This is a genomic window from Photobacterium profundum (assembly GCF_003026285.1).
Taxonomy (GTDB): Bacteria; Pseudomonadota; Gammaproteobacteria; order Enterobacterales; family Vibrionaceae; genus Photobacterium; species Photobacterium profundum.
Window position 1 is genome coordinate 35,200 of sequence record NZ_PYOD01000023.1, and the last position, 12,864, is coordinate 48,063.

12 protein-coding genes are annotated in these 12,864 nt (G+C 41.9%); 11 read left to right on the top strand and 1 reads right to left on the bottom strand.

The features are described 5' to 3' along the window. Window positions 1-34: 34 nt before the first annotated feature. A complete protein-coding gene (locus C9J48_RS25765; RefSeq protein WP_006232742.1) occupies window positions 35-712 on the top strand; it encodes a lipid-binding SYLF domain-containing protein in 678 nt (225 codons plus the stop codon). A gap of 102 nt (window positions 713-814) precedes the next feature. Here the strand turns inward: C9J48_RS25765 and C9J48_RS25770 are convergent, their stop codons facing one another. Then, a complete protein-coding gene (locus C9J48_RS25770) occupies window positions 815-1,297 on the bottom strand; it encodes a zinc ribbon-containing protein (RefSeq protein ID WP_006232741.1) in 483 nt (160 codons plus the stop codon). 187 nt (window positions 1,298-1,484) lie between these two features. On the opposite strand from C9J48_RS25770, the gene leuS reads away from it, so the two are divergent. The 10 genes from leuS (at window position 1,485) to ybeD (ending at window position 12,761) form a co-directional block, all read left to right on the top strand. Beyond that, the gene (gene leuS, locus C9J48_RS25775) at window positions 1,485-4,061 is read left to right on the top strand and encodes a leucine--tRNA ligase (RefSeq protein ID WP_006232740.1); all 2,577 of its coding nucleotides are present in this window, start codon (window positions 1,485-1,487) and stop codon (window positions 4,059-4,061) included. Window positions 4,062-4,228: 167 nt separating this feature from the next. Next, on the top strand, window positions 4,229-4,942 hold the full coding sequence (locus C9J48_RS25780; RefSeq protein ID WP_006232739.1) for an LPS-assembly lipoprotein LptE: 714 nt from the start codon (window positions 4,229-4,231) through the stop codon (window positions 4,940-4,942). Next, the gene (holA, locus tag C9J48_RS25785) at window positions 4,939-5,970 is read left to right on the top strand and encodes a DNA polymerase III subunit delta (protein ID WP_006232738.1); all 1,032 of its coding nucleotides are present in this window, start codon (window positions 4,939-4,941) and stop codon (window positions 5,968-5,970) included. The genes C9J48_RS25780 and holA overlap by 4 nt, the downstream gene beginning before the upstream one ends. 221 nt (window positions 5,971-6,191) lie before the next feature. After that, window positions 6,192-6,509: a ribosome silencing factor gene (gene rsfS, locus C9J48_RS25790; protein WP_006232737.1), complete on the top strand. Its 318-nt coding sequence runs from the start codon at window positions 6,192-6,194 to the stop codon at window positions 6,507-6,509. A 6-nt stretch (window positions 6,510-6,515) separates the two neighbouring features. Then, entirely contained in the window at window positions 6,516-6,986 is a 471-nt protein-coding gene (gene rlmH, locus C9J48_RS25795) for a 23S rRNA (pseudouridine(1915)-N(3))-methyltransferase RlmH (RefSeq protein ID WP_006232736.1), read from the top strand. Between the two features lie 6 nt (window positions 6,987-6,992). Then, window positions 6,993-8,936 carry a penicillin-binding protein 2 gene (gene mrdA / locus C9J48_RS25800; RefSeq protein ID WP_006232735.1) on the top strand — a complete coding sequence of 648 codons (1,944 nt, stop codon included), beginning with the start codon at window positions 6,993-6,995 and terminating at the stop codon, window positions 8,934-8,936. Then, entirely contained in the window at window positions 8,933-10,054 is a 1,122-nt protein-coding gene (mrdB, locus tag C9J48_RS25805; protein ID WP_006232734.1) for a peptidoglycan glycosyltransferase MrdB, read from the top strand. Before mrdA ends, mrdB begins: the two co-directional genes overlap by 4 nt. Then, complete coding sequence (locus tag C9J48_RS25810) at window positions 10,055-10,960, top strand: septal ring lytic transglycosylase RlpA family protein (protein WP_006232733.1); 906 nt, start codon at window positions 10,055-10,057, stop codon at window positions 10,958-10,960. It abuts the gene before it with no gap. Between the two features lie 161 nt (window positions 10,961-11,121). Further along, entirely contained in the window at window positions 11,122-12,297 is a 1,176-nt protein-coding gene (locus C9J48_RS25815) for a serine hydrolase (RefSeq protein WP_006232732.1), read from the top strand. Between the two features lie 188 nt (window positions 12,298-12,485). Beyond that, window positions 12,486-12,761: a DUF493 family protein YbeD gene (ybeD, locus tag C9J48_RS25820; RefSeq protein WP_036804000.1), complete on the top strand. Its 276-nt coding sequence runs from the start codon at window positions 12,486-12,488 to the stop codon at window positions 12,759-12,761. The last annotated feature ends 103 nt before the right edge of the window (window positions 12,762-12,864 follow it).

A 12,864-nucleotide genomic window follows, 5' to 3' on the forward strand; every position in this document is an offset into this window, starting at 1 on the left:
TGTTACTCTATTCATTTGCTAAAGGATAGCCTTGATGAAAGCCATACAACGTATCTTTGCCGTGTTAAGTACACTAACCTTGCTATGTTTTGCTACCAGTTCTGTTGCTAAAGAAGATTATGAAACACAAGCCGTCTTAAAGCAGTTCCAACAAGCGAAACAAACACAACCATTTTTCCTCTCATCCTACGGCTACGCAGTTTTCCCATCGGTTGGTAAAGGCGGCTTTTGGGTAGGCGGGGCTTATGGTACTGGTAGTGTATATCAAGCAAGTGAAATGACAGGCTTCGCCAAGTTATATCAAGTCTCTTTTGGGTTACAGTTTGGTGGGCAGTCGTACAGTGAAATAATCTTCTTCCAAGATAAACGTGCTTATGAACGCTTTATTGGCGGAAGTTTTGAATTAGATGCACAAGCATCTGCGGTTGCGCTAACAGAAGGCGCACAAGCAAAAGCGGGTACTGGTGGTGTTGGCGCTGGCGCTGGGGATAATTATGTCGATTCTAGTTATATTAATGGCGTCGCGGTCTTCACCAGTGCCAAAGGTGGCATGATGATTGAAGCCTCTATCGCTGGTCAGAAGTTCAGCTATGAAGTACTGACACCGTTAACTGAACAGCAAGATCTAACGGATTTAGAGACAAGTAAACCAACAGAACAACCTGACGATAGCTCGACTGTTATTATGGGTGATGTGATCGAAAAGCCCTAGTTACTCAATCGACAGTATGTAAAGTACAAGACGGGAAAGCATCAGCATTACCCGTCTTGTTCGTTGGCTTTTCGGCTTGTAACATCAGGTTTATCACATGATTCACGGTGTCAGTGACTGTCGAGTAAATTGATCGTGTCCGCACTGGGAGCATAATTCAATGCGCTTAGCATGGCTGTATATTTCATGATGGCCGCACTTTTCACATACTAAATTACCCAGCCCCACAATTTCACCTGCTTGATAAATACCTTGATGCTGAAGATCATCCATCAGCTCATGCCATTCAATCTGCGTTTTATCCGTAATTTCAGCTAAACCGCTCCAAATTGATTCAGAAACAAGTTTATAAAATGGGCTTTCTGCGAAAGGTTCAGGGCTCTCTTCCACATTCTTTCCGAACTCTTTTAAATCTCGTTTTAAATAAGCCGAAATCAACGCCCATTCATCTTTTGTCATGTCGCTCGCAGCTTGACGATATTTCTCGGTTGTATCCACCCAATCTTTCAGTTCTTCAGGGCTGTGCCTCAAGGTTTCCGTGACCTTTTCAAGCAAGGCCTCATATTCCGCTTTTTGCTTAGCCATAACTCATCTCCTTTCCAATCACTATAATAGTAATTATTGGTCTAAAAACGTGGAAATTGCCTGTTCAAAGCAACAATAAATCCCCCGAATTGGTCTCAGCTATTGTTGACACCTTTACCTTTAGTTATTCTATGTCGATTATATAGACTGTGTTTGTACTCAACTCACAAATTCCTGGATGCCATCGATGCAAGAACAATATCGCCCGCAGGACATTGAACAAAAAGTTCAAGAACATTGGGACAACAACAAAACATTTGTTGTAAGTGAAGACCCTAATAAAGAAAAATTCTACTGTCTCTCCATGTTCCCGTACCCAAGTGGTCGTCTACACATGGGACACGTTCGTAACTACACCATCGGTGATGTTGTTTCTCGTTACCAACGCCTACAAGGCAAAAACGTAATGCAACCTATCGGTTGGGATGCGTTTGGTCTGCCAGCTGAAAATGCAGCTGTTAAAAATAAAACAGCGCCAGCGCCTTGGACATACGAAAACATCGAATACATGAAGAACCAGCTTAAGCTATTAGGCTTTGGTTATGATTGGAGCCGTGAGTTCGCAACATGTACTCCTGAGTACTACCGTTGGGAACAAGAGTTCTTTACAAAGCTGTATAACAAAGGCCTAGTTTATAAGAAAACTTCTTCTGTAAACTGGTGTCCAAACGACCAAACTGTTCTTGCAAATGAACAAGTTGAAGACGGTTGTTGCTGGCGCTGTGATACCCCTGTAGAACAAAAGAAAATTCCACAGTGGTTCATTAAGATTACTGAATATGCACAAGAGCTTCTGGATGATCTAGATAACCTTGATGGTTGGCCTGAAATGGTTAAAACCATGCAACGTAACTGGATTGGACGCTCAGAGGGTGTTGAATTATCTTTTGCTGTTAACGGCGAAGAAGCACCTTTAGAAGTGTATACCACGCGTCCAGATACGTTAATGGGTGTTACTTACGTTGGTATCGCTGCAGGTCACCCTCTTGCAGAGAAAGCCGCAGCAACAAATCCTGAGCTATTTGCGTTCACAGAAGAATGCCGTAATACCAAAGTTGCTGAAGCTGAGCTTGCAACGATGGAAAAGAAAGGTATGGATACAGGCCTACGCGCTATCCACCCTCTTAACGGTCGTGAAGTGCCAATTTATGTCGCTAACTTCGTATTAATGGATTACGGCACAGGTGCGGTAATGGCGGTTCCAGCTCACGACCAACGTGATTACGAATTCGCAACGAAATACGGTCTAGACATCATTCCTGTAATCAAACCAGGAGACGGCTCTGAGCTGAACGTTTCTGAAGAAGCATACACAGAGAAAGGTGTACTGTTTGATTCTGGTGAATTTGATGGCCTTGCTTTCCAAGACGCATTTGATGCTATTGCTGCGAAACTAGAAGCTGAAGGCAAAGGCAAGAAAACAGTTAACTTCCGTCTACGTGACTGGGGTGTATCTCGTCAACGCTACTGGGGTGCTCCAATCCCAATGGTAACGACTGAAGATGGTGAAGTTCACCCAGTTCCAGCTGACCAATTACCTGTAATTCTTCCTGAAGATGTGGTGATGGATGGTGTAACCAGCCCAATCAAAGCAGATAAAGAGTGGGCGAAAACAACCTTCAATGGCGAGCCAGCACTGCGTGAAACGGATACTTTTGATACCTTCATGGAATCATCTTGGTATTACGCACGTTACTGTTCACCACAAGCTGATGACATTCTAGATCCTGAAAAAGCGAACTACTGGCTACCTGTAGACCAATACGTTGGTGGTATCGAGCACGCATGTATGCACTTACTGTACTCTCGTTTCTTCCACAAACTATTACGTGATGCGGGTTATGTAACGTCAAACGAACCATTCAAGCAGCTTTTATGTCAAGGTATGGTACTTGCTGATGCATTCCACCACACTAATGAGAAAGGCACAAAAGAGTGGATCGCACCTACTGATGTCACTATTGAGCGTGATGCAAAAGGCCGTATCGAAAAAGCCATTGATGATCAAGGTCGTGAAGTTGAACACTCAGGCATGATCAAAATGTCTAAGTCTAAAAACAACGGTATTGACCCTCAAGAGATGGTTGATAAGTTTGGTGCAGATACGGTTCGTCTATTCATGATGTTTGCATCACCTGCAGACATGACACTTGAATGGCAAGAATCTGGTGTTGAAGGGGCAAGCCGCTTCCTTAAACGCGTATGGAAATTAGTTCACGAGCACACAAACAAAGGAACAGTTGAAGCACTAGATGTAGCAGCTCTTTCTGGCAACCAAAAAGCCCTACGTCGTGATATTCATAAAACAATTGCAAAAGTAAGTGATGATATTGGCCGTCGCCAAACATTCAACACCGCAATTGCAGCAATTATGGAACTAATGAACAAGCTAAACAAAGCACCTCAAGAATCAGCACAAGATCGTGCCCTTCTTGATGAAGCTTTAAAAGCGGTTGTTGCTATGCTTTACCCAATGACACCACACGCAAGTTTTGAAATGTGGGAAGCATTAGGTGAAACAGACATCGATACTGCAGCATGGCCAACTTTCGATGAGAAAGCGCTTGTTGAAGATGAAAAAACGATTGTTGTTATGATCAACGGTAAGTTGCGTGCAAAACTGATCGTTGCTGCTGATGCAACAGAAGAGCAAGTTAAAGAACTTGGTCTAAAAGACGACAACGCAATTAAGTTCCTAGATGGCCTAACAATCCGTAAAGTTATTTACGTACCAGGTAAGCTATTAAACATCGTTGCTAACTAGTTTTACTGCTAACAGTAGTAACTAAAAACATAAGATACGATTTCCTGCTTAATGGAAATCGTATCTTATAATTTATCGATTGAACCAAAAATAACGATCTTTGTCTTATTCAAGACCGTATTCACTTAATCGATTAGTTTTCACTAATTTTTCAAGGAGCTGACTGGGTGAAAGCTTTATTTTCTATCAAAAGTACCCTTCGTACTTTGTTTGTTGCAGTGCTTGCCCTAGCCACTGCTTCTTGTGGTTTTCATCTTCGTGGTAACTATATGTTACCTGATGATATCGCCAAACTATCGTTAACCAGTTTTGACCAATACAGTAAATTAACCCGCTTAGTTGAAGCCCAATTTAAGCTACATGGCATTGAATCTGTTCCTCCTACAGCAACAGTACCTAACCTGCACTTAATTGGTGAATCAACCAGTGATCGTACTTTATCGTTATACCAAAATAGCCGTAAAGCCGAATACGAACTGACCTATATTGTTAAATATCGCATTGTAGTACCAAATAAAAGTACTGAAACATACACCACAAAAGTCACGCGTAACTTCTTGGATAACCCGTTAACGGCATTGGCTAAATCTGTCGAGCGAGATGAACTTGAAGATGTCATGCGTAAACAAGCCGCACAGCAAATTATGCGCCAGCTCGCTCGCTTAACTGCTATTTTCAATAAAATTGAGGAGCAAGAGCTTGAAATTGAGTTAGACGAAATGATGAAGGGTGATACCGAAACTAACGCAATTAAGCCAAGCCAAAGTACAGTGACTACAGAAAAAGTAGACGATACTAATGCCGCTAATGCGTTGTTTAATCAAAATTCATCATATAATACAGCGCCTAATAATACCGATATGAATACTAACGCGGAATGAGAATTTACCCAGAACAACTGGCGCAGCAATTAAATAAAGGGCTGCGTCAGGCTTTCCTGCTTTTTGGTAATGAGCCATTAATTAAGCAAGAATGTGCCGACCAAATCAAACAGTGTGCTCAACAAGCCGGTTTTCATGAGCGCCATGCTTTTACGATTGATAATCAACTAGATTGGAATGAAGTATTAAATTGCTGCCAAGCAATGAGTTTATTTTCAGCACAACAAATTATTGAATTAGAAGTGCCAGAATCAGGTCTAAATGTAAATCAGGCCAAGGCATTATTAGAAATAATAAGCCATCTTAATGATGATATCTTGTTGCTACTACAAGGCCCTCGCTTAAATAAAAAGCAAGAAAGTGCCAAATGGTTTAAAGCTTTTGAGAATATCAGCTTATATATTCCTTGTAATACGCCTGATACTCGCCACTTACCTCGATTTATTCAGGCCCGTTGCCAACAGCTTAAGCTGAAACCAGATCATGAATCTGTTGTACTACTGGCTCAATGGCATGAAGGAAACTTACTCGCATTAGCCCAAAGTTTACAGAAGCTCACTCTCCTCTATCCAGATGGCGAGCTAACCGTACCTCGCTTGCAAGAATCATTAAGCCGTCATAACCATTACACACCGTTTCAATTACTTGATGCCGTGTTAGCAGGTCAAGCAAAACGTAGTCAACGTGTACTAAGGCAGCTACAGGGTGAAGGGATTGAAGCAACAATTCTACTTCGAACATTGCAACGAGAGCTAACCCAACTCTACAAAATGCAAGAAATGGGGATGAAAGGTACACCTCTCAATAATATTTTTGAGCAGTATCGTATCTGGCAAAGTCGACGCGAAGTGTATATTGGTGCTTTACATCGTTTACCTTTAACAACGCTGATTCAATTACTACAACGCTTAAGCTTATTAGAAATTCAAGTGAAGACAGATTACGACAGTAATCCTTGGCCGGCACTGAGTGCTTTATGCGCTGAAATGTGTGGAATTCATACCCACACAAGGCTCTCTGACTTTTAAAATAGTCGTATAAAATATTACTGTTCGATTGAAGCTCAATCAAATGAAAATATAATCATTTGATTTAATTGACATTAAATCAAATGAACTGAAAAAACCAATAAAGCGTTTGATGAGCTTGTAGCTAGGCGAGCAGAGCGTGGTATACTGCGCCGCTAAATTGTGATTCAGATCGACTCTGGCTCCAATAATTTCAAATTTACACTACCGAGGCGACTCACTTGCAAACTCAAGAATTACACGATCTTATCGTTGACAAAGTTGACGATCTAAAAGCACAAGACATCGTAACTATCGATGTACGTGGTAAATCAAGCATCACCGACTTCATGGTTGTATGTACTGGTACATCTAACCGTCACGTTGCATCTATTGCAGATCACGTAGACAAAGAAACCAAATTGATCGACTACCCTCCATTTGGTATTAGTGGTGCAGAAGAAGGCCGTTGGGTTATCGTTGATATGGGTAACGTTATGCTTCATATCATGCAAGAAGAAGCTCGTGGCGTATATCAACTGGAGAAGCTTTGGGGCTAACAGACAATGAAGCTTCAATTGATTGCTGTAGGCACTAAAATGCCTAAATGGGTTGAAGAAGGCTATAAAGAATATAGCCGCCGCTTCCCAAAAGATATGCCGTTAGAGCTAATTGAAATTCCTGCGGGTAAACGTGGGAAAAATGCTGACATTGCACGCATCTTACAAAAAGAAGGTGAAGCAATGTTAGCTACGGTTGCTAAAGGTAACCGTATTGTGACGCTTGATATTCCAGGGAAACGCTGGGATACAGGACAACTAGCTCAACAGCTGGATAGCTGGAAACTTGATGGTCGAGATGTATCGATTTTGATTGGCGGCCCAGAAGGGCTTTCTCCAGCATGTAAAGCTGCTGCTGAACAAAGCTGGTCATTATCTCCACTAACACTTCCCCACCCTTTAGTTCGTGTTGTGATGGCTGAAAGTTTGTACCGCGCGTGGAGTGTCACCGCAAACCATCCATACCACAGGGAATAAGTGTCAATGAGACAAAAGCGAACCCAGATCCGCGATCACCGGGCTGAGTCGGTACTATTTTATCGCCGTGCTCTTGTCTCATTCGCTGGCATCATCGCACTGATAGGCGTATTGCTCACTAATCTGTACTATATTCAGATCAGTGGGCATGATGACTATCAAACACGCTCCAATGATAACCGCATAAAAGTTGTTCCTGTTGCACCTAATCGTGGTCTTATTTACGATCGTAACGGTGTATTACTTGCAGAAAATCAACCAGTCTATGCACTTGAGATATCAACCGATAAAGTTGAAGATCTCAACGACACCTTTGCACGCCTCAAAACTCTAATGAGCGTAACTGACGAAAATATTGAGCGTTTCAAAAAAGAGCGCCGTCGCACTCGTCGCTTTAAGTCAGTCCCGATTCTTGACCAATTAACTGAAAATCAAGTTGCCCTATTCTCAGTTAATCAACACAAATTCCCTGGTGTTGAGGTAAAAGCCTACCTGAAACGCCATTACCCTTATGGTGATGCGTTAACGCATGTCTTAGGTTATGTAGCTAAAATCAATGACCGCGATATCCAAAAGCTTGAGCGTGATGAAAAAATCAATAACTACAAAGCCACGCGAGATATTGGTAAATTAGGCATTGAGCGTTACTACGAAGATTTACTTCACGGCACATCTGGCTATCAAGAAGTAGAAGTAAACAGTCGCGGGCGTATTATCCGCACCTTGAAATACGTCCCCCCCATTCCAGGGCAAGATATCAAATTGAATATTGATATCGAACTACAACTTTTTGTCAAAGAACAGCTCACTGTTCGTACACAAGATCCCGATACAGGCGAAGAGTTCATCACGTTCAAACGAGGCTCTATTGTCGTCATGGATCCGCGCGACTCAGCAGTTATCGCTATGGTATCGAGCCCAAGTTACGACCCTAATTTATTTGTTCATGGTATCTCGACTAAAAATTATCAGGCGCTACTCAACAATAAAGATCGCCCATTAGTAAACCGCGTCACTCTTGGTATTTATCCGCCAGCATCGACCGTTAAACCATTAATTGCCGTAGCAGCATTAACGGAAGGCGTCGTTACTACACGTACAACTCGAAATGATCCCGGATGGTGGAAAATACCGAATTCAAACAGCCGACCATTCCGTGACTGGTTACGCTGGGGGCATGGCAAGGTCAACATTCATAAAGCCATTGAAGAATCTGTTGATACTTTTTTCTATCAAATAGCTTACGACCTAGGTATCGATCGTTTATCTAGCTGGATGACGAAATTTGGTTACGGTGAATACACCGGCATTGATATACATGAAGAAAGTAAAGCTAACATGCCAACTCGAGAGTGGAAACAAGCGCGTTTCCGCCAACCTTGGTATCAAGGCGATACGATCCCTGTCGGTATCGGTCAAGGTTATTGGACAGCAACACCTTTACAAATAGCCAAAGCAACGACCGTTTTAGTTAACCAAGGTATTGTACGCCCGCCGCATTTATTGAAAAGTATCATCGATGATAATACAGAAACACCCGCGGCCTTTGATGAATACGCCCCAATCACTGGTGTAACAGATCAAAACTGGGAAATAGCCAAAGATGGTATGTATCGTGTTTTATACGGTGTACGAGGCACTGCAAGACGTGCCTTCTATGGAGCTCAATATAAAGCAGGCGGCAAATCAGGTTCTGCTCAGGTATTTGGGTTAGCAAAAGACCAGAAATACAATGCCGCAGAACTTGAAGAGCATCTTCGCGATCACGCTCTATTTACAGCGTTCGCCCCGTATGACAAACCTGAAGTTGTTGTTGCTATGGTATTAGAAAATGCAGGTGGTGGATCGTCAAACGGTGGACCCGTTGCACGTAAAATATTTGATCATGTTTTACTCAAGCCAGCTGCACCTAACAGTAAAAATAACCCGCAAACCGAGGCGGCACAATGAGTATTATGGCTACAACCGGTAATAAGCGAACTCTAAGTGATCGCTTACATCTTGACCTCCCTTTATTGTTAGGCATTTTAGCCTTAATGGGGTTTGGACTATTAGTGATGTACAGTGCCAGTGGTCAAAGCTTACCGATGATGGAGCGTCAAGCCGCTCGTATGTGTTTAGCGCTGGGTGTAATGTTTATACTTGCTCAAATTGCTCCCCGTCATTATGAAACCTGGGCTCCATATTTATTTGGCGTTGGCTTAATACTCTTGCTCGGAGTACTGTTCTTTGGTGAAGCATCAAAAGGGGCTCAGCGTTGGTTAAATCTAGGTTTTATTCGCTTTCAACCCTCAGAATTAATAAAACTAGCTGTACCGTTAATGGTCGCACGCTTCATTAGTAGCAAGCCATTACCACCCACTTTTACTAATATAGTTATTGCTTTAGTATTAGTTTTTGTTCCAACCATTTTAATTGCCAAGCAACCCGATCTTGGCACTTCCATTCTAATCGCCGCGTCAGGAATTTTCGTGCTATTTTTATCGGGCATGAGTTGGCGTATTATTTTTGCGGCAGGCGCACTGCTCGGGGCATTCATCCCTGTTTTGTGGTTCTTTTTAATGCGCGATTACCAACGTACGCGTGTATTAACCCTTTTTAATCCAGAATCAGATCCTCTCGGGGCTGGTTATCACATCATCCAATCAAAAATTGCGATTGGGTCTGGTGGTTTAATGGGAAAAGGATGGCTGCAAGGTACGCAGTCACAACTAGAATTTTTACCAGAGCGCCACACCGATTTTATTTTTGCCGTTATCGCAGAAGAATGGGGATTAATCGGGGTAGCTTGTCTACTATCGATATACTTATTCATTATTGCCCGAGGGCTTATGCTTGCAAGTCGAGCTCAAACAGCCTTTGGACGCATGATGGCTGGTAGTATTGTCTTAAGTTTCTTTGTTTATGTCTTTGTAAACATTGGCATGGTAAGCGGTATTTTACCCGTTGTAGGCGTTCCACTTCCACTGATCAGCTATGGTGGCACCTCAATGGTCACTCTGATGGCTGGTTTTGGCATTCTTATGTCTATTCATACTCATAGAAAAATGTTGTCAAAGGCGACCTAAATGCGTTCATTATTATTCATATTTCTCTTAATCCTTGCCGGATGTAGCTCAACGCCAGAAACAAAAGAACAAACCACAACAGAACAAGAGCAAAAGACAGAGCAAGAAAAGCCCAATACACCGACAGCAATAGTCGCTACACCTGAAAACAATGATCCAAATGCCGGTCGTTATCACTTAGAAAATGATAAAGCCCCCGATGATGCATTGATTTTAGATCATATAGAAGCTGCCCAGCCTCGCTATGAATCAAAAAGCTTAGCCGGCAATAAAGATTACACGTTGCGTGGTAAGCGATACAAAATTGAAAATATCGAAAATGGTTTTACCGAGCAAGGTAACGCTTCGTGGTACGGTGAAAAATTTCATGGTCATAAAACGTCCAACGGTGAAATTTATGACATGTATTCAATGACGGCTGCCCACAAAACCTTACCACTACCAAGCTACGTCAAAGTAACCAATACGAATAATGGTCAATCAACGATCGTGCGTGTGAATGATCGCGGCCCCTTTCATGATGGTCGCATTATTGATCTAAGCATGGCTGCAGCCTCTAAACTGGGCGTTATCAAAACAGGCACAGCGCCAGTAAAAATTGAGTTAATCAACGTCGTTAAACCTGATTCTGTTGATGAATGGCAATCTGCCAACCCAAACTACTACTTTGTTCAATTAGCCGCTGTAACCAATGAAGAAAAAGCAAAAGCCGTCGCCACTGAGTTAGAACAGAAATTTTCAACCAAAGTCGATCTTAAAAAAGCGGAATCAGCACAAGTTTACCGCATTCGCTTAGGTCCTTATATTGATCGTGATGAAGCGTTGAAACTAAGAGAAAAAGCGAGAGCTGGCCAATACCCACAAGCTTTTATCATTACAACGCAAAGAGAGTTGGAACAAAAGTAGCTTTCAGTAATCCAATAAAATTCACCCTCTCCAAGCCCATCAAGTGTTGATGGGCCACTATGTCAAGATTATGGAATATTAGCTTTTAGCACTGATTCATAAATTTCAATCTGATATAGTGTGGATAGTTTTTAGCACTGTCATATTAAGTTACAATAATCATGAAGAAATCTGCTGCAACTTTTCAAACTATCATCGCTTCAGCGCTGATATTAGCTTCCGCTTCTGCCGCTGCTATACCTACAGTTGTCCCTGAGGCACCTCAAATTGCAGCTAAAGCCTATATTTTAATGGACTATAATTCTGGCAAAATCATTGCTGAAAATAATTCAGATGAAAGATTACACCCTGCAAGTTTAACCAAAATGCTGACCAGCTATGTTATTGGTCAAGAAATCAAGAGTGGCAATATATCGCTTGATGACAAAGTATCGGTTAGCAACAATGCGTGGGCTAAAAATTTCCCTGGCTCATCTAAAATGTTTTTGGAACCTGGTAAGTTAGTTACAGTTCAAGAACTTAACAAAGGCATTATCATCCAATCAGGTAATGATGCTTGTACTGCGATGGCTGAACATATTGCGGGTTCAACCGATTCTTTTGTTGAGCTAATGAATGCTTGGGCAAAACGTATCGGAATGGAAAGCAGTCATTTTGTTAATGTACACGGTTTAGATAATGACGATCATTTCTCTACTGCACATGACATGGCAACACTTGCACAAGCTGTTATTCGTGACGTACCTGACGAATATGCTATTTATAAAGAAAAATCATTTACGTATAACGGCATCACTCAATATAACCGTAATGGTCTGTTGTGGGATAAAAGCCTGAATGTCGATGGCATGAAAACAGGCCATACTGATCAAGCAGGATACAGCTTAGTTGCATCTGCCTATGAAGGGGAAATGCGTCTAATCAGTGTTGTTATGGGCACAAAGAGCGCGAATGCACGTAAAGCAGAAAGTAAAAAATTACTTAACTATGGTTTCCGCTTCTTTGAAACAGTGACCCCACATAAAGCAAATGAAACATTTGTAACTGAAAAAGTATGGATGGGTGACATCGACCAGGTGAATCTTGGTGTTACTGAAGATACTTTTGTTACCCTGCCGCGTGGCCAAACTAAAGATTTAAAAGCAAGCTTTGTTCTAGAAAAAGAACTAAAAGCCCCTATCGCTAAAGGCGATATTGTTGGCAAGCTATTTTACCGCGTCGGCGATCAAGATATCGCTGAATATCCACTTGTTGCATTGAATGATGTTAATGAAGGCGGAATGTTTAGCCGCTTGATTGATTACGTCATGATGTTGATCCAAAGCTGGCTAAACTAATTATAAAACCGATAGATATCAACAAAGGCGACCACTAAGGTCGCCTTTTTCTTTACAGCTAACCTAATCACACCTTTTCAATACGCTTGTTTTCCAGCTACTGACACATTAATATGCAGCCTTATACCAATTAGATCATGCTGACTAATCTGGGTATTACAGTTAAACAAGAACGCTGGAGTTCAAGCATGTCGCAACAAGAACAACCTAAATTGAAAGATCTGTTAGAGTTCCCTTGTACATTTGCATACAAGGTGATGGGTTACAATAAACCTGAGCTGCCAGATCTGGTTGTAGAAGTTATTCAACGTCACGCACCAGGTGATTACACACCAACCGTTAAACCAAGTGGTAAAGGTACCTATAGCGCAGTATCAGTTACAATCACAGCCACATCTATCGAGCAGGTAGAAACGCTTTATAAAGAGCTCGGTGACATTGAGATTGTTCGTCTCGTTCTTTAATCCGTCACGATTAATGAACGATTAAACGAATACCCCTACAAATTGGCAGCTGATAATTCAGTTGCCAAGCTTTATAATATGCTCAAAGCTCACCAAACATGGT